Origin of the sequence: Methylosinus sp. RM1 (assembly GCF_011378635.1) — a bacterium.
GTDB classification, from domain to species: Bacteria; Pseudomonadota; Alphaproteobacteria; order Rhizobiales; family Beijerinckiaceae; genus Methylosinus; species Methylosinus sporium.
Window position 1 is genome coordinate 15,176 of record NZ_WOVC01000001.1, and the last position, 22,197, is coordinate 37,372.

20 protein-coding genes are annotated in these 22,197 nt (G+C 66.9%); 12 read left to right on the forward strand and 8 right to left on the reverse strand.

The window, feature by feature from the left end:
- Positions 1-16: 16 nt before the first annotated feature.
- From FMZ75_RS00070 to FMZ75_RS00090, 5 genes are read right to left on the reverse strand one after another with little or no spacing between them, the layout of a single operon-like run.
- A complete protein-coding gene (locus tag FMZ75_RS00070; protein ID WP_142864662.1) occupies positions 17-829 on the reverse strand; it encodes a formylmethanofuran dehydrogenase subunit C in 813 nt (270 codons plus the stop codon).
- A complete protein-coding gene (gene fhcD / locus FMZ75_RS00075; RefSeq protein WP_166140863.1) occupies positions 830-1,735 on the reverse strand; it encodes a formylmethanofuran--tetrahydromethanopterin N-formyltransferase in 906 nt (301 codons plus the stop codon).
- Positions 1,723-3,357, reverse strand: coding sequence for a formylmethanofuran dehydrogenase subunit A (locus FMZ75_RS00080; RefSeq protein WP_166140864.1), 1,635 nt, complete (start codon positions 3,355-3,357; stop codon positions 1,723-1,725). Before FMZ75_RS00080 ends, fhcD begins: the two co-directional genes overlap by 13 nt.
- A 22-nt stretch (positions 3,358-3,379) precedes the next feature.
- The gene (locus tag FMZ75_RS00085) at positions 3,380-5,014 is read right to left on the reverse strand and encodes a formylmethanofuran dehydrogenase subunit A (RefSeq protein WP_166140865.1); all 1,635 of its coding nucleotides are present in this window, start codon (positions 5,012-5,014) and stop codon (positions 3,380-3,382) included.
- Positions 5,008-6,105, reverse strand: a complete 1,098-nt coding sequence (locus tag FMZ75_RS00090; protein ID WP_166140866.1) for a formylmethanofuran dehydrogenase — start codon at positions 6,103-6,105, stop codon at positions 5,008-5,010. The genes FMZ75_RS00085 and FMZ75_RS00090 overlap by 7 nt, the downstream gene beginning before the upstream one ends.
- Before the next feature lie 239 nt (positions 6,106-6,344).
- Between FMZ75_RS00090 and FMZ75_RS00095 the strand changes: the two genes are divergently transcribed.
- Positions 6,345-8,468: a S9 family peptidase gene (locus FMZ75_RS00095; protein WP_166140867.1), complete on the forward strand. Its 2,124-nt coding sequence runs from the start codon at positions 6,345-6,347 to the stop codon at positions 8,466-8,468.
- A 21-nt stretch (positions 8,469-8,489) separates the two neighbouring features.
- Here the strand turns inward: FMZ75_RS00095 and FMZ75_RS00100 are convergent, their stop codons facing one another.
- Positions 8,490-9,458 (reverse strand): DnaJ C-terminal domain-containing protein, encoded by a 969-nt coding sequence (locus FMZ75_RS00100; RefSeq protein ID WP_142864672.1) that lies wholly within the window; start codon positions 9,456-9,458, stop codon positions 8,490-8,492.
- A gap of 204 nt (positions 9,459-9,662) precedes the next feature.
- Positions 9,663-10,172 (reverse strand): RT0821/Lpp0805 family surface protein, encoded by a 510-nt coding sequence (locus FMZ75_RS00105; RefSeq protein WP_207783223.1) that lies wholly within the window; start codon positions 10,170-10,172, stop codon positions 9,663-9,665.
- A 60-nt stretch (positions 10,173-10,232) separates the two neighbouring features.
- Here FMZ75_RS00105 and pdxH point away from each other — a divergent pair, with 60 nt between their 5' ends.
- The 4 genes from pdxH to FMZ75_RS00125 all read left to right on the forward strand — a co-directional run bounded on the left by pdxH (position 10,233) and on the right by FMZ75_RS00125 (position 12,352).
- Positions 10,233-10,841 carry a pyridoxamine 5'-phosphate oxidase gene (gene pdxH, locus FMZ75_RS00110; RefSeq protein WP_142864655.1) on the forward strand — a complete coding sequence of 203 codons (609 nt, stop codon included), beginning with the start codon at positions 10,233-10,235 and terminating at the stop codon, positions 10,839-10,841.
- A 217-nt stretch (positions 10,842-11,058) separates the two neighbouring features.
- Positions 11,059-11,484, forward strand: a complete 426-nt coding sequence (locus tag FMZ75_RS00115) for a TIGR02301 family protein (protein ID WP_370464652.1) — start codon at positions 11,059-11,061, stop codon at positions 11,482-11,484.
- Between the two features lie 81 nt (positions 11,485-11,565).
- A complete protein-coding gene (locus tag FMZ75_RS00120; protein WP_108916145.1) occupies positions 11,566-11,823 on the forward strand; it encodes a hypothetical protein in 258 nt (85 codons plus the stop codon).
- Between the two features lie 22 nt (positions 11,824-11,845).
- Positions 11,846-12,352 (forward strand): hypothetical protein, encoded by a 507-nt coding sequence (locus tag FMZ75_RS00125; protein ID WP_370464653.1) that lies wholly within the window; start codon positions 11,846-11,848, stop codon positions 12,350-12,352.
- Positions 12,353-12,367: 15 nt separating this feature from the next.
- Here FMZ75_RS00125 and FMZ75_RS00130 read toward each other — a convergent pair whose 3' ends face one another.
- Entirely contained in the window at positions 12,368-12,904 is a 537-nt protein-coding gene (locus FMZ75_RS00130; RefSeq protein ID WP_108916144.1) for a GcrA family cell cycle regulator, read from the reverse strand.
- Between the two features lie 613 nt (positions 12,905-13,517).
- On the opposite strand from FMZ75_RS00130, the gene FMZ75_RS00135 reads away from it, so the two are divergent.
- From FMZ75_RS00135 to FMZ75_RS00165, 7 genes are all read left to right on the forward strand, one after another.
- Complete coding sequence (locus tag FMZ75_RS00135) at positions 13,518-14,705, forward strand: aspartate aminotransferase family protein (RefSeq protein ID WP_166141015.1); 1,188 nt, start codon at positions 13,518-13,520, stop codon at positions 14,703-14,705.
- The gene (gene argF, locus FMZ75_RS00140; protein ID WP_166140869.1) at positions 14,702-15,652 is read left to right on the forward strand and encodes an ornithine carbamoyltransferase; all 951 of its coding nucleotides are present in this window, start codon (positions 14,702-14,704) and stop codon (positions 15,650-15,652) included. Before FMZ75_RS00135 ends, argF begins: the two co-directional genes overlap by 4 nt.
- A 37-nt stretch (positions 15,653-15,689) precedes the next feature.
- Positions 15,690-16,655, forward strand: a complete 966-nt coding sequence (locus tag FMZ75_RS00145) for an Hsp33 family molecular chaperone (RefSeq protein ID WP_166140870.1) — start codon at positions 15,690-15,692, stop codon at positions 16,653-16,655.
- Between the two features lie 189 nt (positions 16,656-16,844).
- The gene (locus tag FMZ75_RS00150) at positions 16,845-18,041 is read left to right on the forward strand and encodes a DUF1624 domain-containing protein (protein WP_166140871.1); all 1,197 of its coding nucleotides are present in this window, start codon (positions 16,845-16,847) and stop codon (positions 18,039-18,041) included.
- A gap of 10 nt (positions 18,042-18,051) precedes the next feature.
- The gene (locus FMZ75_RS00155) at positions 18,052-18,741 is read left to right on the forward strand and encodes a fumarylacetoacetate hydrolase family protein (RefSeq protein WP_166140872.1); all 690 of its coding nucleotides are present in this window, start codon (positions 18,052-18,054) and stop codon (positions 18,739-18,741) included.
- A gap of 106 nt (positions 18,742-18,847) precedes the next feature.
- Positions 18,848-20,404: a pyridoxal-dependent decarboxylase gene (locus FMZ75_RS00160; RefSeq protein ID WP_166140873.1), complete on the forward strand. Its 1,557-nt coding sequence runs from the start codon at positions 18,848-18,850 to the stop codon at positions 20,402-20,404.
- A gap of 89 nt (positions 20,405-20,493) precedes the next feature.
- On the forward strand, positions 20,494-22,122 hold the full coding sequence (locus FMZ75_RS00165; protein ID WP_166140874.1) for a rhomboid family intramembrane serine protease: 1,629 nt from the start codon (positions 20,494-20,496) through the stop codon (positions 22,120-22,122).
- Positions 22,123-22,197: the final 75 nt, after the last annotated feature.

Below are 22,197 nucleotides of genomic sequence, written 5' to 3' on the forward strand. Positions count from 1 at the left end.
TGCTGCTACGCATGGCTCACGCCGGCAGCAGCACCTCGCCCTTGCCGAACACCGCCGTGTCGCCGGCGAAGCGCTGCAGTCGGCCGGAGAGCAGGCGCGAGGCGCCGCGGCTCTCTGCCGCCAGCGATTTGGCGAAGAGCTTGGCGAAGCCGAGATTATGCGCGCCGCAATCCACGTAAGTCGGTCCGAGCTCGCGCTGCTCGGAGAGCACGATGGATGCGCGCTTGTTGAGATAGCCGATGCGCTCGCCCTCCGCCGTCCCCAGCACGATGATGGTGCCGGCGATGGCTCTAGCGCCCAAATCCTCGCCCGCATCGCCCTCGACGATGATGATGCCGCGGCGCAGCCGATCTCCGCAACGCGCGCCGACGCTGCCGCGCACGATGACGCGCCCGCCCGACATGCCGGGAATCTCGCCCGCCAGCGGCGCGCCCAGGAAATCCCCAGCGTCGCCGTAAATATCGATATTCGCGCCCGCGGATTGCGAGGCGACATAGGGGCCGGCGTCGCCGGCGACCGTGATGGTCCCGCCCTTGGCCGCGCGGCCGAGCTGCGCGCCGACATCGCCCTCGACATGAATCTCGAAGCCCGGCAGCAGCTTGGCGCCGAGAAGATCGAAGCGATCGGAGCCGCCGTCGAAGCGCACCGAGGTCGCGTCGCCGAGCTTGACCTTGAAGATGTCGCCGACCGTCACGCTCTCGCGCGTCGTGCCGATGGAGAGGGACTCGATTTCCTTCGCCGAGCGGCCGACGAGCCGATCGGGCGTCAGGGGCGAGAGGTCGAGCCGCTGGTCGGGCTCGGCTTTCAGCGTGAAGAGAAGCGGCTTCACTTACACGAGATCCTTCAAATGATAGTGGAAGGGGCCGAGTTTCCCGCCGTAATTGCCGGCGCCGACGCGCTTGGCGCCATTCTTGGGGCCGAGCGCGATGATCGCCTTCAAGCCGGCGCGCATCCCCGCCGCGACCGCCTCGCTGGTCAATCCGTCGATGACGATCTCCAGCACGCAGCCGATGTCGGCGTCGAGCGCGCTATTGGTCGCGCCGCGCAGCGTCGGACAATAGGCGTCATTGGTCGAGGCGCCCATGCCCTTATATTTCGAGCCGACCTTGGAGCCGGAGCGCACCACGCCGCCGGGGAAAGGCGCGATGGCGTCGGGCGTATTGTGGACGGCCTCCACGGCGGCCTCCGTGGCGCGCATCGTCTTGGCCCAATCCTCGCCCATGATGAGCAGATTGCCGCCGCCGACCGATTTCTTGGTGAGGCCGACGGCCGATTCCACCAGGAACTCGCCGTCCATCACCGGCACGCGCCAATAGCGGCGGCCGTCGATCGCCTTGGAAATCTGCCATTTGTCGCCGAATTGGCGCATGGAGTCGCCGACCTTGATCTTCGCCTCGCCATCGAAGGCGGAGAAGACGGCCGAGCCGGGACAGGTCAGCACGCATTGGCCGATGCGATTGACCAGCGCCTTCTCGACGCTCTTGGGCGAGAAGCCGAAGAGCAGCACGCGCACGCCGGGACGTCCGTCCGGCGTCTCGCGCGGCGAAAGCTCGCGGTCAATGCCGGCCTCGCAGTCGCAGCCGATGACCGAAGTCGCGTAGCCGGTCATTGTGGTGGCGGCCTGCATGGCCCATTTGCGGGTCGGCGCGGTGACGACCACGCCGGAGCCGGTCATCGGAAAGGCCTCGGCGAAGCTCTCGTCGATGCGAATTCCCTTGCGGATCAGCTGCGGCATGGGACCTCCGCGAAGGCGTCCGCATTGGGGAGCGCCGCATCCTGCACCTCGAACAGCGAGCGCGGCAGGCCATAGAGGCCGTCGTAATATTTGTCGAGGCGACTGTTGATCTTGCGATCGTATTCGGGCCGCACGCGCAGCGTCCTTCCCTTGGTGTAATGCGAGACTTTGCCGTCGCGCACGACGAGATTGCCATCCTTGAAGACATAGGCGGCGCTGCGGAACATCGCCGCTTTGTCCTTCTGCGGCTTGTAGACCGCAATATCGGCGACCGAGCCCGCGCCCAATTGGCCGCGATCCTCGAAGCCATAGAGCTTGCGCGGCGCCGCGCGGGTCATGGTCGCGATCTCATAGAAGGAATATTCGCGCTTCAGCGCCGGAAGATTGGTCAGCTCCAGCACATCGGCCGGCAGGCGCGAGCAATATTGCGCGCGCTTGTCGGCGCTCATCAGCAGAGCGAAGACTTCTGGATAGGTGGTGAAGGGCGCGCCATTGGGATGATCGGTGGTGAAGAACACCTGCATCGGATCATCGACCAGCAGGAACAGCTCGAGGCCCGCCGCCCATTGCACCGCATTGAAGAAGTCCGACACGCGGTAGGAATAGGGCACCACGCCGAGACCGTTGGAGTCGCCGTCGAAGATGACGCCCTTCTTCGGCCGCCCGCCGGGCAGGCTGTTGAACTGCTTCATCACATCGGAAGAGATCGTGACGATGTCGGCGAACATCACCTGACCGACGTCGACGGTGACATTCTTATTGGCGTTGATCTTCTCGGCGAATCGCGCCGCCGCCGAGGAGAAGCCGTTCTTGCCCTCTGTGCCATAGGCGTAGAATTGCACATGGGCGAGATGCAGCGGCAGGCCCTGCGAGGAGTCGATCGTCGCCAGCGCCGTCTCGACATTGCCGGGCAGCCCGAGATTATTCATGTGCAGATGCAGCGGATGGCGGATCTTGGTGGCGTTCACCGCCCGCTGCAAGGTCTGGAAAATCTCGCGCGAGGAGAGGCCATATTCCGGCACCACATCGTCGAGCGAGAAATGGCGGATATTCTGCTTGAAGGCGTCGACGCCGCCGGCGTTCACGCATTTGACGCCGATCGCGCGCGTCGCCTCGAGCGTGGCGCCGATATAATCGACCACCGAATCCTGAGTCGCGCCGTCGCGGAAGGCGGAGAGGAGGAAATCCTCATTGCCGAGCACCGTCAGGAAGCCCTTGTCGATGATCGGAATATCGGCGAGCTCGAGATGGGCGTGCAGCGCGTGATGGGGCGAGACTGCCGGCTCGATGACCGTCGTGTAGCCCATTTGCGCATAGAGGCGGCCGGTCTCGAAGGTGGACCAGCCGGCCGTCGACAGCGGCGTGTTGGCGGGCCGCGGCCGATGCGCGCGATGCGCCTCCGGCAGCAGCAGGCGCGCGGTGTTCACGCCGCCGCCGGCGATATGCGAGTGGATGTCTATGGCGCCGGCCATGACGATATGGCCGGAGACGTCATGCTCGACGTCCGGCGTGCGGCCTGCGGGCGGCGCGACGATGCGGCCGTCCTCGAAATAGAGGTCGCCGACGCCATCGACATTATTGACCGGGTCGACGACATGGCCGCCGTAGAGACGGGTCAGCATGACGCGTGCTCCCAATGGCGAATCAATTGCGGCATGCGACCTCCGCATAGACGCTTCGGCCGGCGAGCGCCGCCTCGGGCACGTCGAAGATCGAGCGCGAGAGGCCATAGAGCTCGTCGTAATAGGCGTCGAGACGCTTCTCGATCGCGCGGTCGTAGCCGGGGCGCACGCGCAGCGTCTTGCCCTTGCTGTAGCGCGTCACGACGCCGTCGCGCACGACATTCTCGCCGTCCTTGAACACATAGGCGGCGTTGCGGAACATGCCCGCCTTGTCTTTCTGCGGCTTATAGACGGCGATATCGGCGACGGCACCTTCGCCGAGACGGCCGCGATCGGCAAAGCCATAGAGGCGCGCCGGTCCGGCCCGGCTCATGAGCGCGATCTCATGGAGCGTATATTCGCGCTTGATCGACGGGAGCGACGTCATCTCCAGCACATCGGCCGGCAGGCGCTCCATCCATTGCGCGCGCAGCTCCGCGCTCATCAGCAGCGCGAACAGCTCGGGATAGGTTGTGAACGGCCCGCCATTGGGATGGTCGGTGGTGAAGAAGACCTGCAGCGGATCCTCGATCAGCAGGAACAGCTCGAGGCCCGCCGCCCATTGTATGGCATTGTAATAATTGGAGATACGATAGGCGTAGGGCACGACGCCGCCGCCATTGGCGTCGCCGTCGAAGATGACGCCCTTCTTCGGGATCGCGCCCGACAGGCTGTTGAACTGGCGCAGCACGTCGGAGGAGATGGTCACCGTGTCGCCGAACATCACGGCGCCGACGTCGACGGTGATGTTCTTATTGGCGTTGATCTTGGCGGCGAGCGCGGGGGCCGCGGAGGAGAAGGCGTTCTTGCCCTCGAGGCCATAGGCGTAGAATTGCACATGGGCGAGATGCATCGGCAGGCCCTCGGCGGCGTCGATCGTCGCGAGCGCCGTGTCGATATTGCCGGCGATGCCGAGATTGTTCATGTGCAGATGCAGCGGATGCGGAATGCCGACCGTCTGCGTCGCCTTTTGCAGCGATTTGAAGATCTGCCGCGAGGTCACGCCATAGAAGGGCACGATCTCGTCGAGGCCGAAGGCGCGCATATTCTGCTTGAACGCGTCCGCCCCGCCCGGATTGATGCATTTGAGGCCGAGCGTGCCCGTCGCCTCGACGGTCTGCGCGACATAATCGGCGATGGCGGTCTCGCTCTCCCGCTCGCGCAGCGCGGCGAGCAGAAAGTCGTCATTGCCGAGAACGGTCAGCGCGCCCTTGTCGATGATCGGAACGTCGCCGAGCTCCAAATGCGATTGCAGCGCGTGGTGCGGCGCGACGGCGGGCTCGACCACAGTGGTGAAGCCCATTTGCGCATAGAGGCGGCCGGTCTCGAAGGTCGACCATTTGGCGGTCGCGAGCGGCGTTCCATCGAGGCGCGCGCGGATCGAGCGATGCATCTCGGGCAGCAGCAGCCGCGCCGAATTCACATTGCCGCCGGCGATATGGGAGTGGATGTCGATCGCGCCGGCCATGACGATATGGCCGGAGACGTCATAATCCTCATCCGGCTCGCGGCCCTGCGGCGGAGCGACGATCCGCCCATCCTCGAAATAGACGTCGGCGACGCCGTCGACGCCCGTCGCGGGATCGACGACATGACCGCCGCGCAGACGGATCAGCACGGCAAATCCTCCGAAAATTTGGCGCTGATGGCGGCGATCGCCTCGGCGACCGTCGGCAGCTCGGCCGGCGCGCTCGCCCGCCGCAGCACCATGGAGCTGGTCTCCTGCGCGAATTCCACCGCGTCGTAATTCACGCCCGGCTCGCCGACGGCGATGAACAGCCCATGCTTGGGCGCTGAGCCCGGCGGTCCCAGCGTTATCAGCGGAATATCGACCTCCTCCCACGGCGGCGCCTCGCCGCTATAGGCGGAAATCCACAGCGCGGCGTCGGCCTCGCCGCTCTCGACGAGCCGGCTGGCCTCGAAGCGCCAAGTGTCGTGCTCGGGATAGCCGCGGCCGAAGCCCGTGCGCGGCGGAAAGCCGGTCATCCAGGCGGAGGTCTGCAGCACGCCGGTGGCGTTCCCCCTTCCGCCGATCGGCACGCCGGTGAAGCGCGTCGTGGCGTTGAGCTCGGTGATCATGCCCTGCAGCATTTCCACCATCAGCGAATCGAGCCCGGCCGCCGACCAGACGGCGACGCCGAATCGCGCCGATTTCAGCGCCTCGGCCGCAGCGTCGAGCTTCTTGGCCGCGGCCGGCGGAAGCGCCACGGGCCGTCCGCCGACGCGCGCGCGCAGCGCCGCCAGCACGCCGGGAAGCTCGGCCTCGGTCGCCGGAATGGTCTCGACCTCGACGCCCTCGATCTTGGCCTCACCCCGCTTGGGGCCGACCCAGATCACGCGGCGCGCGGTCTTGCCGCCGTGGACGGTGTCCTTGTCGAGCGCCAGGCGATCGAAGATCGCCGGCCAATAGCCCGTCAGTCCGGGGCCGACCAGCAGCACGAGGTCGGCGCGCACGCGCGCCTCGTTTGGCGTCGTCACGAAAATCCCCGCCGAGCGGACGACCTCGAGGTCGGCCAGCGAATCGCGCGAGGCGAGATGATCGAAAGCGCCTCTCAGCCGCTCGGCCAGCAGGATCGCGGCCTGGGCTCCCGCCACATCGGCGCCGAGACCGGCGACGAGGGGGAAATTCGCGGCTTGCAGGATTTCGGCCGCTTTTTCGTAGGCGTCTTCGGAAGAAATGGATTTGCCGTCGAGCGTCGCGTTGCTCATTGCCCCAACCGATGTTTCCACCACGCCCGGGTTTGCGCCCAGGCATTTTTTGTCCGCTCCCGGCGCGACGGCCGAAAGCGAAGGCAAGAGCGGCGCGGCCCCTCGCCGGAGCCTGCGTCGCGCGCTATGCCTATCAGCCACGGCGCAGGAAGTCGAGACATCGAAGCGCCCCAATTCTATTCACGGGCTTCCGAGGCTTTGCGAGCCTTCGGGGCGCGCCACCAGCGAGGAGACACAAAATGGCGGCATCCGTCGACCGGCCCACCGCCTTCGCCCTTTCCGGCGCGACTCCGCCGACCGCCGAGAAGCGGGAGAGCCGGCGCGTGACCCATGGCCGGGTCCTCGACGACCCTTACGCCTGGCTCGCGGCCGAGAATTGGCGCGACGTGCTGAGCGACCCGGCGACGCTGCCGGAGGACATAGCGGCGCTGGTGCGGGCCGAGAACGCCTATTGCGGGCAAGTCCTCGCCCCGCTGGGCAAGCTCCGCGAGACGCTGCAGGCGGAGCTGCGCGGCCGCATCAAGGAAGACGACAGCGAGCCGCCCTGGCCGGACGGCGCCTTCGCCTATTTCGAGCGCTATCGCGAGGGCGGCGAGCATGCGCTCTATTGCCGCACGAAGCGCGACGGCGGCGCGGAGACGATCCTCTTCGACGGCGATGAGGAAGCCGGCGAGGCGCATTTCTTCGACATAGGCGAGATCGATCATTCGCCCGACCATGCGCAGCTCGCCTGGAGCGTCGACGACAAGGGCTCGGAATATTATTCGATCCGCACGCGAGCGCTCTCCGACGGAAAGGACCGCGAGGACGTCGTCCCGCATACGGACGGCTCGCTCGTCTGGAGCGCCGATTCCAAGAGCTTCTATTATGTGCGCGTCGACGACAATCACCGCACGGCGCAAGTCTTCCGCCATGATATCAACGCCGATCCGAGCGCGGATGCGCTGATCGTCGAGGAGCTCGATCCCGCCTGGTTCGTCTCGCTCGATCGCAGCCGCTGCGGGCGCTTCGCCATCGTCTCCATTTGCGGCCATGACGCCAGCGAATGCCATCTCGTCGATCTGCGCGACAAAGACATAAAGCCGCGTCTCGTCGCGAAGCGCGAGCCCAAATTGCGCTATGACGTCGAGCCGCATGGCGATGATCTCTACATCCGTTCCAACGCCGACGGCGCCGAGGATTTCGCGATTTTTCGCGCGCCTCTGACCACCATGACGCGCGCCGATTGGCGGCCCGTCGTGCCACATGTGGCGGGACGGCTCATCGTCGTCGGCACTGTCTATGCGCGTCATCTCGTCTGGGTGGAGCGCGCCAATGGCCTGCCGCGCATTCTCATTCGCGCGCTGGAGGGCGGCGAGGAGCACGCCATCGCCTTCGATGAGGAAGCTTACGCGCTCTATCTTCTGCCCGGCCTCGAATTCGACACGGACACGCTGCGCTTCACCTATTCCTCCATGACGACGCCGGAGGAGACCTATGATTACGACATGCGCACGCGCGCCCGCGCTCTGCTGAAGCGCGAGGAAATTCCGTCCGGTCATGATCCGAAAAATTATGTGACGCGCCGCTTCTTCGCGCGCGCCGCCGATGGCGCGGAGGTTCCGGTCACTCTGCTGCATCGCGCCGATTTCACGCCCGGCGCCGGCGCGTCGACTCTGCTCTACGGCTACGGCGCCTATGGGCATCCGCTGTCGGCGAGCTTCGATCCTCATGCGCTGTCGCTGGTCGATCGCGGCTTCGTCTATGCGCTCGCCCATACGCGCGGCGGCACGGACAAGGGCTGGAGCTGGTACGAGAACGGTAAGCTCGAGCACAAGCCCAACACATTCTCCGACTTCATCACCGCGGCGCGCCATCTCGTCGCGACGGGCTATGCGAGCGAAGGCGGAATCGTCGCGCAAGGCGCCAGCGCCGGCGGCATGCTGATGGGCGCCATCGCCAATCAGGCGCCGGAGCTGTTTTCGGGAATCATCGCCGGCGTTCCTTTCGTCGACGTGCTGAGCACCATGCTGCGCGACGACCTGCCGCTGACGCCGCCAGAATGGGAGGAATGGGGCAATCCGATCGCCGACGTCACGGCCTATGATCGGCTCGCCTCCTACTCGCCCTATGACAATGTGGGCGCGAAGACCTATCCGGCGATTCTCGCTCTCGCCGGCCTCACCGATCCGCGCGTGACCTATTGGGAGCCGCTGAAATGGGTGGCGCGCCTGCGTGAGCGCATGGCCGGCGGCGGTCCCGTTCTGCTGCGCACCAATATGGAAGCCGGCCACGCCGGCGCCTCGGGCCGTTTCGAGCGGCTGGAGGAAGTGGCGCTGGAATGGGCCTTCGCGCTCGCCTGCGCGGGGAAGGCTGGGGCGTAGCGGCCCCCGGTTTTCCCTCTCTCACATGCCCTTGCGCGGATCATAGGGCTTGGCCGTGCGCCATTTCTGCGCGAAGGCTTCGAGCTCCGCATCCGCGGCTTCGGGCAGCACGACCCGCAGCGTCACATAGAGGTCGCCGGCCGGCTTGCCATCTGCGGCGGGCAGGCCCTTGCCGCGCAGGCGCAGCACGCGGCCGCCATTGGAGCCCGCCGGAACGGTGAGCTCCACCTGGCCGGAGAGAGTCGGCGCCGCGACTTTGGCGCCGAGAACCGCCTCGTAGAAGGCGATCGGCAGGTCGAGCTTCAGATCGCGGCCGGCAATCGTGAACAGTGGGTCCGGCGCGACCTTCACGGTGACGATGGCGTCGCCGGGCTCGCCGCCGGGCGGGGCGGCGTGGCCCTGGCCGCGTAGGCGGATCTGCTTGCCGTCCTCTATGCCGACCGGAATATTCACGTCGAGCGTGCGGCCGGTGGGCAGAAAGACGCGCGTGCTGCCGCCCTTCACCGCCTCGGCCAGCGAGATCGTCACTTGCAGCGCGACATCCTCGCCGCGGCGCGGCGCGCGGGCTCCGCGGCGGGCGCCGCCTCCGGCGCCGAAGAGATCGGCGAAGATATCCGAGGGGTCGAAGCCGGCGCGGCCGCCGCCCGGAGCGTCGCCGCCGAAATGAAATTCGAAATGCTCGGCCCCGCCAGGGCCGCCGGGGCCGCGCTGTCCGCGATAGCCGCCGCCCGGTCCCGCGCCGAAACCCTCGAAGCCGGTGAAGCGCGGCTTGCCTTCGGCGTCGATCTCGCCGCGGTCGAATTGCGCCTTTTTCTTCTCGTCGCCGAGAATCTCATAGGCGGAATTGGCCTCGGCGAATTTCTCCTTCGCCTTGGGGTCGTTCTTGTTCTGGTCCGGGTGATATTTTTTCGCGAGACTGCGAAACGCCTTTTTGATCTCGGGGGCGCTCGCCGTCTTGGCGACGCCCAGGACGTCATATGGATCGCGCATTTTCTTCAAAAGCCCATCGTGGCGTCCGCCTCGTGCGGCGCGGACGCTCATGTCCGACATGTCTATTTGGGAGAAGAGGCCGCCGCGCGCAAGGATGCGCCGCAGGTCGGATGTCTGGAGCGCTATCCGATCCGATTGAATCAAATACGCTCCAGCTGAGCGAATTCTGATCGACCGAACGATTCCGTTCGATCGGAATGCGCTCTAGGCCTTGCGCCAGGGCCTCACGTCGATCAGCGCCCAATCGACCGATTTGTCACGGCAGGCGGTGCCCTGGAGCTGCTCGTTTTTGTCCTTGGTCCCGACTTCCGCCAGAAAGGCGCGGCAGACCTTGCCGTCGGACGGATAGGGCTGGCCGACCGGAGTGAAGGAGCCGCGCGCATGGCTTTGGGGGTTGTCCCAATTGACGGTCGCGCCGGCGCCTTGAGGATCGAGCGCGACGCCGAGCGCCGCGCTGGCGCGCCGCCAGTCCTCCTGGTCCAGCGCATAGGAGAGCGTGGGCGTCGTCTTGTGCGGAATGGAGCCGGTCACATCGTCGCCGACATTCTTCCAGGCCGGGGCCGGCTCGCCGCCGGGGATGGCGAAGGAGCAGCCGCCGAGCGTCGCCGCCGCGAGGGCGATCGCGAGCAGGCGAACAGCGGCCGAGCGCGGTTCGGCGAGGCCGATTTGAGAAGCGGCCGCGGCGGCGTTATGTGTGTCTCGCAGATCGTGCAATGCGCTGCCTTACCACCAGGACCAACCGCCTTCGCTCGGGCGGCAGCTGAGGATTTTCCCGTGAAGGAGTTAACACAGAGTGACTTCTGCGAGGCCTCCGAGCCCTACGCATTGTTCGGCGAATGGTTCGAAGCGGCGAAGGCGAGCGAGCCCGACGTTCCCGAAGCGATGGCGCTCTCCACTGTGGACGAGACCGGCCTGCCGGATTCCCGAATGGTTCTGATGAAGGATTGGGGCGAATCCGGCTTCACCTTCTATACCAACGCCGAGAGCGCCAAGGGCCGCGAGCTCGCCGCCACGATGAAGGCGGCGGCGCTTTTCCACTGGAAATCGCTGCGCCGTCAGGTGCGGCTGCGCGGTCCGGTCGAGCTCGTGTCCGAGGCCGAGGCCGACGCCTATTTCGCCAGCCGCCCGCGCGACAGCCGCATCGGCGCCTGGGCCAGCCGCCAGTCGCAGCCGCTGGAGAGCCGTTTTGCGCTCGAGAAGGCGGTCGCTTTTCAGGCCGCGCGTTTCGGGCTCGGCGAGGTGCCGCGGCCGCCGCATTGGCGCGGCTATCGGATCGTTCCGGTCGCGCTCGAATTCTGGGCGGATCGGCCTTTCCGCCTGCATGAGCGCGTGCAATTTTCGCGCGACGGGGCCGGCTGGGCCAAGTCGCGGCTCTATCCTTGACGTCTAAGAAAGCGGCGAAGCGATGAGACGCTGGTCAGATGGTGGATGTGTCCGGGCGAGCGAGCCTGAAGGCTCGCGGTCCAAGTCGCGGCTCGGACCGCGAGCCTTCAGGCTCGCCGTTCCGCTCGCGCTCTGTTGCGCTTTCGCTTCGCCGGCCCGGGCCCAGGATTTCCTTCAAAGTCTGTTCGGCTGGGGCCAGCCGCATTCGGCCCCGCGCGTGATCGAGCAAGCGTCGCCGCAGCCCAAGCCGAAGAAAAAGAACGCGGCGAAAACGCCCCAGGCGGGCAAGCAGCTTCCGGCGCAGCCCGCCGCGCCGCCATCCGCCGCCGAAGGGCCGCCGCCGCCCTACGAGCCGCAATTGCTGCGACTTTCCGAGATTTTGGGGGCGCTCTCCTATCTGCGCGATCTCTGCGGCCCGGAAGACGGCGAGGATTGGCGCGTCAAAATGAGCGCGCTGCTGGAGGCGGAGGCCAAGACCGGGCAGCGGCGGTCGAAGCTGACGGGCGCCTTCAATCGCGGCTTTCGCGGCTATGAGACGACCTATCGCTCCTGCACGCCCAATGCGCGCTCGGCGATCTCGCGCTATCTCGACGAGGGCGGCCGCATCGCCCATGACATCGCCTATCGCTACGGTAATTCCTGACGTCGGATACGCGCAAGGGCGTTAACCCTCCGGCAAGGACACGTCTCGCGCGTTCGGCCGCCGTTGATTAGAGTGGTTCACATGACGGGCTTTCCTTCCTCCACATTGGACGACGTCGCCGGCTCCGAGCAACGGCGCGTGGCGCTCGCCTATCTCGCCGAGGCTTTCGCGGAAGCCGCGCTCGCCGGGATAGAAGGCGATTCCTTCGCTTATGTGGCGCTCTCCGCGGCGCTGCACGAGCTGGTCGCCACCTATGGCGAGGAGGAGGTCGCGGTATTCGTGGAGCGCCTGCCGCGCCGCCTGCGCGACGGCGAATTCTCGAGCGGCCTGCGCCATTGAGCGCACCCCGCAGAGCGCGCGTGTGAAAAAGCCGAGCAGAGCCGCGGTCGAAACCCTCTCCGAGCCGATGCGCGATCTTGCCGCTCTGCCCGCGCCGGCGCGGGCGTTGCGCGAGAAGATCCTCGCCGCCTGCGCGACCGGCGACATAGAGGCGCTGCGCATTCCCATCGACTGGAACGAGCTGCGCCCCTTGTTCGAGCGCGGCGCGCGGCGGCCGGCGGGCGCCGATCCGATCGAAACCTTGAAGTCGCTCTCTTTCGACCGCGCGGGCCGCGAGATGCTCTCCATCGCGCGCGCCGTCTTGTCGCAGCCTTTTCTGCGCATCACGCGCGGGCCGTTCGAGAGCTATGAATGGCCCGCTTTCGCGCGGCGTCCGGCGCCGCCGGCGAGTGAGGAGGAAGCGCTCGCGCTATGGGCCTGCGTGCGCTTTGCCGATCTTGCGGCGTCCAATGCCGACGGCCGTCCCAAGGTGATGCGGATCGGCGTCGGCGCGGATGGCGTCTGGCACTATTTCTGGAACGCGGATTGATATTGCGAACGCGTCTCAGGCGAGACGCGCGGCGGAGCGCAGCTGATCGCGCGCGCGGCGGCGATCCTGCACGGGCTGATAGGCGATCTGCGAATGATAGCCGCAATAGGGGCCGCCGCCGCCCGGCGATTTCGCGCCGCAGAAGCGAAACTCCGGGGAGGTCGGATCGCCGATCGGCCAACGGCACATCGACTCTCGGAGCTCCATCAGCGTGACGCGTTCGGACATTGGAATGACGACTTCCTCTTGCGGCCGGGCGTCCGGCATCACCAATGCGCGCGGCGCGAGGGCGAGCGCCACATTGCCGATGACGGCCGGCGCATGGCCGTGATGCACGCGCGCCGGAGGCGCCTGCGGACGTTGTGGTTTTGCGACGCGCGGACGCGCCGCCAGGGGCGTCTTGGCGCGCTGGGCGAGGCCGAGACGATGGATTTTACCAATGACGGCGTTGCGCGTGATGCCAGCGCCGATCTCGGCCGCCACCTGACTGGCGCTGAGGCCGTCGTTCCAGAGCTTGCGCAGCATCTCGACGCGCTCGTCGGTCCAGGACATAAAGGTCCTCCTCGATTAAGCCGGCTTCAGCCGAGAGAATCGGCGAACGTTCGCGCAACCGGCGAAGCCGGAGTCGACAAGACGCACCACACACTCGATTGAAGGCGCCACACGAGATATCGTGGGCGATGACGCGAACGCTACTCTACCAGTTGAATCACGCGCAAGAGTCCCTGGCAAGCGAAACGGCGTTCCCCACAAGCTAATGCCGATCATTCCGCGCCGGTGTTGCGCGAAAGACTCACTATGGGCGTCGCATCGCATGGAATTTCACGTATGACGCCGCATTTCGCCACGCGCGAACGTCTTTTCGAGAGGCGCCTCGCGAGCCTCGTCGCAATCCTCGTCGCGGGTCTTTTGCGGGGCGGCCCCGGCGCTCGACGATCGCCGCCCTTCCAGCGCCGTCCTTTCGCCGCAGTCTCGGCGCTGTCCGCCACGGCGAAACGGATTTGACCGGCGCAAGGGGAGGACCTAGAATGTTTCCGTGAGAAAGCTGCCGCCCCCGAAGGGCGGCACTTTGATTTTCAGACCCTCGCTGCATAGACCCTCGCTGCATGGGTCCGGCGCTGTCCGCGGCGCCTGCGAGCGGGGTCTCTCCGAGGGGAGACGCCAGGTGGTTTCGGCGCTGTTTCCGACTTATGCGCGGGCCGATCTCGCTTTCGAGCGGGGCGAGGGCGCCTGGCTCACGGCCAGCGACGGCGAGCGCTATCTCGACTTCGGCGCCGGCGTCGCGGTCAATTCGCTCGGCCATGGCCATCCGCATCTCGTCGGAACGCTTTCCGCCGCTGCGGCGAAGCCCTGGCACGTCTCCAATCTCTTTCAGATTCCGGAGGCCGAGCGCCTCGCCCGCCGCCTCGTCCAGGCGACTTTCGCGGATATCGTCTTCTTCACCAATTCGGGCGCCGAGGCGGTCGAATGCGCGATCAAGACGGCGCGGAAATTCCATGCTGTGGAAGGCCGGCCGGAGCGTTACCGCCTCATCACTTTCGAGGGCGCCTTCCACGGCCGCACGCTGGCGACCATCGCCGCCGGCGGCAATCCCAAATATCTCGACGGCTTCGGCCCGCCGACCGACGGCTTCGATCAGGCCCCCTATGGCGATCTCGAAGCCGTGCGCGCGCTCGTCGGCCCGCAGACGGCCGGCGTGCTGCTGGAGCCGATCCAGGGCGAGGGCGGCGTGCGCGCGGCTCCGCCGCGCTTCCTGGCCGGCCTGCGCGAGCTCTGCGACGAGCTCGGCCTGTTGCTCATCGTCGACGAGGTGCAGACCGGGATCGGCCGCACCGGCCGTTTCCTCGCGGTCGAGCATTCCGGCGTGACGCCGGATATCGCCGCTCTGGCCAAGGGCATAGGCGGGGGCTTTCCGCTCGGCGCCTGTCTCGCCACGGCCGAGGCCGGCAAGGGCATGACCGTCGGCGCGCATGGCTCCACCTATGGCGGCAATCCGCTCGCCACCGCGGTCGGCAACGCCGTGCTGGACGTCGTGCTGGAGCCGGGTTTCATCGAGCGCGTCGCCGGCCTCGGCGTGCTCTTTCGTCAAAAGCTCGCCGAACTCGAGGATCGCCATTCCGCCATCATCGAGAGCGTGCGCGGCGAGGGGCTGATGTTCGGCCTCAAGACGCGCGTTCCCAATGTCGAGTTCGCCGCCGCGGCGCGCGAGGCCAGGCTGCTCACCATTCCGGCGAGCGACAATGTCGTGCGCCTGCTGCCGCCGCTCATCATCGGCGAGAGCGAGCTCGCCGAGGCCGCGCGGCGGCTCGACGCCGCTTGTGTGAAGCTCGAGAGCGCAGGAGCTGCGCGATGACCGCCCATACGCCGGTGACGGGAGTCCGTCACTTCCTCGATATTTCGCAAGTTCCGGCCGCGGAGCTGCGACGCATTCTCGACACCGCCGCCGCCATCAAGGCGGCGCGCGTGCGCGGCGCGCGCTCGAGCTTCCAGCCGCTGGCCGGCAAGACGCTGGCGATGATCTTCGACAAGCCCTCGACCCGCACGCGCGTCTCCTTCGATCTCGCCATGCGCGAGCTCGGCGGGGAGACCATCATGCTGACGGGACAGGAGATGCAGCTCGGCCGCGGCGAGACCATAGCGGACACGGCGCGCGTGCTGTCGCGCTTCGTCGACGCCATCGTCATCCGCATTCTCTCGCATGACGATCTCACTGAGCTCGCGCGTTTTTCCAGCGTGCCTGTGGTCAATGGGCTCACCAAGCTCTCGCATCCCTGCCAGGTGATGGCCGATGTGCTGACTTTCGAAGAGCATCGCGGCCCCATAAAGGGGCGCACAGTGGCCTGGACCGGCGACGCCAATAATGTGCTGGCGAGCTGGGTCCATACGGCCAAGCCCTTCGATTTCACCATCAATGTCGCGACGCCGAAGGAATTCGCGCCCAGCGAGGAGCTCATCGCCTGGACGCGCGCCAATGGCGTGCGGATGAATCTCACCGCCGATCCTTTCGAGGCCGTTGCCGGCGCCGACGCGGTCATCTCCGATTGCTGGGTGTCGATGGGCGACGAGGAGGAGGAGGCGCGCCGCCATGCGCTGCTCTCGCCCTTCCAGGTGAACGCCAAGCTGATGGACGCGGCGAATAAGGACGCGATCTTCATGCATTGCCTGCCGGCGCATCGCGGCGAGGAAGTGACCGACGAGGTCATCGACGGCCCGCAATCTGTCGTCTTCGACGAGGCGGAAAATCGCCTCCACGCGCAAAAGGGCGTGCTCGCCTGGGTGTTCGGAGTGGGCTCGCCATGAACGCACAGGCGAGCAAATTGAACGCACAGGCGAGCAGATGATCGGGCGGGCGGACGAGGCCAACGCCCGGCCGGCGTCGCCCTTCGCCGAGGACGACAATCTGCTCCCCTTCGCCGTCGAGCCGCTCGATCTGCGCGGGCGTCTGGTGCGGCTCGGGCCGGCGGTGAATTCCATTCTCACCCATTATGATTATCCGCCCGCCGTGGCGCGCCTGCTCGGCGAGGCGGCGGCGCTGACGGCGCTGCTCGGCTCGCTCATCGAGTCGCATGGGCGCTTCCAATTGCAGACGCGCAGCGACGGGCCGGTCGATATGATCGTCGTCGATTTCGACGCGCCTGGAAAGCTGCGCGGCTTCGCGCGCTATGACGAGAGCCGCATTCTCGCCGGCATGAGCCCGGGCGCGCTCATCGGCCAGGGCCACCTGGCGCTGACGATGGAGCGGGACCGCGACTCCGCGCGCTACCAAGGCGTGGTGCCGCTGGAGGGCGACGGCTTCGCCGAGGCGGCGCATCGCTATTTCCGCCAGTCCGAGCAGATCCCGAGCTATGTGCGTCTCGCCGTCGCCGAGAGCGTGACGCCCGCCGGCCGCAGCTGGCGCGCCGGCGGCTTGCTGCTGCAATATCTGCCCGAGGCGCCTTTGCGCCCGCGCGATCTCGACCCCGGCGACGCGCCCGAAAGCGGGGGCCTGCCGGAAGAGGGCGAGGAGGACGCTTGGGTGGAAGGCCTGTCGCTGGCGGCGACGACGCAGGATCACGAACTCGTCGATCCGGGCTTTTCGGGCGAGCGCCTGCTCTATTCGCTGTTTCACGAGCGCGGCGTCACCGTCTATCCGACGCGCGAGATCGTCGAATCCTGCCGCTGCTCGACCGATCGCATCGCCAATATGCTGCGCAGTTTCACGCCGCAGGATCGCCGTGACATGATCGGCGACAATGGCCGCATCGGCGTGACCTGCGAATTCTGCCGCACGCTGCGCGAGTTCGATCCGGTCGATTTCGATTAGCGCGCCCCACCTCCCCCTCGAGGGGGGAGGTCGAGCGCCGAAGGCGCTCGGGAGGGGGGTGACGCCCGCAGACTCGGGATGTTCACCCCACCCCGTCCTGCTTCGCAGGCCGACCCTCTCCCTGAAGGGGAGGGTGTGGCCGCTGTTTCATGCGACGAATTTTCGGCCGTCGACGATCGGAGACACGTCATGACGATCATGCTGGACGAAGCCCCGAGCGCAACGCGCGAGCATGTCTCGCTCCCCGCCCGCGCGCGTCTCCTCTCCATCGATCGCCTGCGCGGGCTGGTCATCATCGTCATGGCGCTGGACCATGTGCGCGATTTCTTCGACGCCGATGCGCTGCGTTTCGATCCGACCGATCTCGACCACACCTATCCGGCGCTGTTCCTCACGCGCTTCGTCACGCATTTCTGCGCGCCGACCTTCACCTTTCTCGCCGGCGTCTCCGCCTATCTGCACGCGCTCTCGCTGGAGGATCGCGGCGAGAGCGCGCGCTTTCTGTGGACGCGCGGCCTATGGCTGATCCTGCTCGACATTTTTATCGTCAGCCCGGTGTGGACAGTCGGCTCGGGCGCGATCGAGCTCGGGACTCTGTGGGCGATCGGCTGCGGCATGATCGCGCTTTCGGCGCTCGTCTCTCTGCCGACGCGGGCCGTGCTGGCGATCGGCGCGGCGATCCTTCTCCTGCACAATCTATTCGACAGCGTCCACGCGGCGCAATTGGGCGAGTTCGCGCCCTTGTGGAATGTGCTGCATGAAAAAGGGCCGCTGCCCTTCGGCCTCAGCGGCCAAGTCTATTATCCGGTGCTGCCCTGGATCGGCGTCATCGCGCTCGGCTATGGGCTGGCGCCGATCTTCCTGTGGCCGCACGAGCGTCGGATGCGGGCGTTCGCCGCGCTCGGCCTCGCCTTTCTCGCGGGATTCGCCGCCTTGCGCTTCGCCGGCGTCTATGGCGACGCGCGGCTCTGGCTGACCTATCCCGACGGCGCCCGAACGGCGCTCTCCTTCCTCAATGTCAGCAAATATCCGCCCTCGCTGCAATATGTGCTGGTCACGCTCGGCGTCGGCCTGCTGCTGCTGCCGGCGTTGGAGCGGGCGGGCGGCGCCGCAGGGCGCGTGCTGGCCACATTCGGCCGCGTTCCGCTCTTCGCCTATGTGCTGCATCTCTATGTCATTCTCGTCGCCGCTCTCATCGTCGCCCTCGCCAAGGGCGTCGATCTGAAAGGCCTCGAGAGCGGCGGCCCGCCGCCCGAGAATTACGGCCTCGGCCTCGGCGGCGCCTATGTGATGTGGATCGCGATCATGGCGGCGATCTATCCCGCCTGCGTCTGGTTCGCCGGCGTCAAGCGGCGGCGGCGCGATTGGTGGCTGAGCTATTTGTGAGGGGAGCGCGATGAGCGAATTTTTGTTTCCGCCGCCGGCGCCGGCCTCGCTCGCCATAGCGGGAGATGCGCGGCGTTTTCCGGTGCGGCGCATTTTCTGCGTCGGGCAGAATTACGCCGCCCATGCGCGGGAAATGGGCAAGGACCCCTCGCGCGAGCAGCCGTGTTTTTTTTCCAAGCCCGCCGACGCCGTGGTCGCCAGCGGCGCGACGATCCCCTATCCGCCGCGAACCGCGGACCTCCATCACGAGATCGAGCTGGTCGCGGCGATCGGGAGCGGCGGCGCGGAGATAGCGCGGGCGGATGCGCTCGCCCATGTCTTCGGCTACGCCGCCGGGATCGATCTCACCCGCCGCGATCTGCAGAGCGAGGCGCGCAACGCGGGCCGGCCCTGGGACCTCTCCAAGGGCTTTGACAATTCCGCCCCGCTGGGTGCGCTGGCCCCGGCCGCGCGCATCGGCCATCCGGGCAAGGGGCGCATAAGCCTCGCCGTGAATGGCGCGACGCGGCAGGACGCCGATCTCTCCGAAATGATCTGGAGCGTCGCCGAGATCGTGGCGATCCTGTCGAGCTTCGTGCGGCTCGAGCCGGGCGATCTCATTTTTACCGGCACGCCCGCCGGCGTCGGGCCGATCGTCGCGGGCGACCATGTGACGGGGGCGATCGACGGAGTGGGGACAGTCGAGCTGACGGTGGCGTAGTGACGGCGCAGGTCGGCGCCGCGCCGTTTCCGGCGGCGATATTGCTTCGCAGCGCGAAAGCTGATTAGTCCGTCCCACTTACGAAGCTCCCGGGGATGAAGCGGGAATGAACCACTCACAGCGGCCGCCGAAGTCGATCGGCGCGGCCGTCCCGGCGCCCGCCGACGCCTTGCCCGCGGATCTCGATCCGACGGATTGGGAGGCGTTTCGCGCCGAGAGCCATCGCGCGCTCGACCAGATGATCGACCATCTCGCGACGCTGCGCGAGCGGCCGGTCTGGCGCGAGCCCTCTGCGGAGGCGCGCGAGCGCTTCCGGCGCCCGCTGCCGGCCGAAGGCCGGGGCCTCGCCGCCGCGCTAGAGGATTTCGAGCGTTTCATCCAGCCCTACGCCAATGGCAATATCCATCCGCTGTTCATGGGTTGGGCGCAGGGGGCGGGCACGCCCATCGGCATGGTGGCGGAAATGCTCGCCGCCGGGCTCAACTCCAATTGCGGCGGCCGCAATCACATCGCGCTCGACGTCGAGCGGCAGATCGCCGCCTGGATGGCGCAGGCGTTCGGCTTCCCTCTGGACGCTTCCGGCGTCTTCGTCACCGGCACGTCGATCGCCAATTTTCTCTCGCTTCTGGTCGCGCGCGAACATGCGCTGGGCGGGAAGAATGTGCGCAAGAACGGGCTGAAGGTGCTGGAGGAGCAGCTCGTCGCCTATGCTTCGCGCGAGGCGCATAATTGCGTGCGGCAAGCGATGGAGCTCGCCGGCCTCGGCGCGCGCCATTTGCGGCTCATCGAGTCGGACGGGGCCCGTTCGCTGCGTGTGGACGAGCTGCGCCGCGCCATCGCCGAGGATCGCGCCGCGGGGCTGCATCCGTTTCTCGTCGTCGGCACGGCGGGCTCGGTCGACACGGGCGCGATCGACGATCTCGACGCGCTCGCCGACATTGCGAAGGCGGAAGACCTCTGGTTCCACATAGACGGCGCCTTCGGCGCGCTGGCCGTTCTCTCGCCGGCGCTGAAGCCTTTGGTGAAGGGTCTCGAGCGCGCCGACTCTGTCGCCTTCGATTTCCACAAATGGCTGCATGTGCCCTATGACGCGGGCTTCTTCCTGGTGCGCGACCCGGAGGCGCATCGCCGCGCCTTCGCCGCCAACGCCGCCTATCTGACGCGCGCGCCGCGCGGGCTGGCGGCGGGCGAGATTTGGCCTTGCGATCTCGGCGCCGATCTCTCGCGCGGCTTTCGCGCGCTGAAGACCTGGTTCACCATAGAGGTGTTCGGGACCGAGCGTCTCGGCGCCTGCATCGAAAAAAGCTGCGCTCTGGCGCAACGGCTGCGCCGCAATATCGAAGCGTCCGGCACGTTCGAGATGCGTGCGCCGGTGGCGCTCAATGTCGTCTGCTTCGGCGTGAAGGACGACGATGAGGCGGGGCGTCTCAATCGCGAGATCGTAATGGAGCTGCATGAGAGCGGCGAGGCGGCGCCCTCGCTGACGCTGCTCGACGGCCATCCGACGATCCGCGCGGCGATCTTCAATCACCGCACGCGCGAGGAAGACATAGACGCCTTCATGCTCATGCTGGAGCGCGCCGCTCAGCGCGCGAGGGGCGAGCCGCCGCTGGAGCCGCTGCCGGAGCCGCGCGAGGACGGCGAGCCGCTGTCGCAGGATTGACGAAGCCGCGAGTCCGCCGTCTAGGCGGCCCGAGATATTTCGGCTAAGCTTACGCCGACGTCACATCTATATAGCGGCGAGTGTATTTCATGACGGTCGAACAATCCACGCGCGTCGAGATCCGGCGTGCGACCAAAAAGCTTTTGCTGATCTTCGTCGGCAGCCTGGTCTTCACCGCAGGCGGCGTCTTCATGACGCTTCACCCGGACGAACGTCACGGCCTCGCGGCGGGCGTGCTGGTTCTCGCCTTTTCCGCTCTCTGCGCGCTGGCCGCGCTCTGGCAGCTGATCCAGGCGCGAAAGCCCGCCTTCATTCTCACGGATCGCGATTTCTCCAGCCCCTCGATCGTGAGCGGCCCGGTTTCCTGGGGCGACGTGCAAAATATCTATACGAGCGTCGCCAACAATCAGAAACTCTTGCATCTCACTCTCTATCCGGTCGCCGCGGATCGGCTGGAGCGCGCCGGATTTTTAGCGTGGCTCGGGGGACTTTTCGGTTGGCGCAGCCGCGAGATCGTTTTTACGCTCTCCATGTTGGACGTCGAGCCGGACAAATTGACGATGTTCGTCGCGGCGAGAGTGGAGGAGGCCAAGGCGCAGCAGACGCCGGAAGCGGCGGCGCTCGCGCGCGAGAGCGCGCCCGCCGAGCCGAAAGTCGCGCTCGTCGCGCCTTATTTCTCGATCGCGCTCGCGGTCGTTCTCGCTGCGATCTTCGCCTGCGAGCTGGCCTTCGCGCCCTTTCCGGCGACGGACGCTATCACGCCGGCGGTCGGAACCGTGTTCGCCATGGGCGGCTCCTCGCTCGCCGCCATTCGTGACGGCGAATGGTGGCGATTGTTCACCGCGCCGCTGCTGCATGGCGGGCTGTTTCATTTGCTGCTCAATGTCGTCGCGCTGATCGCCGCCGGCTCGCAATTGGAGCGTCTCGTCGGGGCGGCCTGGTTCGCCGGCGTTTTTTGCGTCGGCGCGCTCGCCGGCTCGACGGCGTCGGTCTTCTTCAATCCGCCGGATATCGTCGGCGTCGGCGCGTCCGGCGGCGTCGTGGCTCTGTTCGCGGCGACCGCGGTTGCGAGCTATCGCTTTCCGCCGGGGCCGGAGCGCAACAATCTCCTGACCGGCTCGTTTCAGATTCTGCTGCCCTCCTTGCTGCCGCTCGTTTCGATCAGTCACGGCGCGCATATCGATTATGCCGCGCATTTCGGCGGCGCGGCCGGCGGCTTGCTCTGCGGGCTGGCGCTTTTGCCGCTCTGGCCGATCGATCGGCCGCGGCCGGCATTCGACAAATTGCCGGCGGCGCTCGCCGCGGCTTTCTTCGCCGTCGCGCTCGGCTCCGCAACGCTCATCCCGCCGCGCCTCGCGCAAGTCCAACTTCTCGCTCCCGACTTTCCTGCCGATTGGGAAAAGGCCAAGGCGGGCGCTGCTGCGACGCTCGCGCGCAATCCGCGCGACCCGCGCGCGCGTCTCGCGCACGCGGCCTGGCTGATCGATCATGGATCGGCAGCCGCGGCGGAAAAGGAATTGCGCGAAGCGCTCGCCGATAAGCAGGCGCTGACCATCCCCGTTTTGAACCATATGGAGGCGCGTGTCCGGCTGATGCTCGCTGCGCTGCTCCACGATGGACAGCCGCAGCAGGCGCGCAACATCGCCGCGCCGATATGCGCGTCGGCGCTGCCGGATTCTCTCGCGAATTACCGCAAATCGACCGGGCTCTGTCCCTGACCGTGAACGGCGCCGTTTGGCGCCGTCGTCGCGGCCGGCCGGCGCCGCGCTTCCGCCGGGGGCTTCATCTTTTGC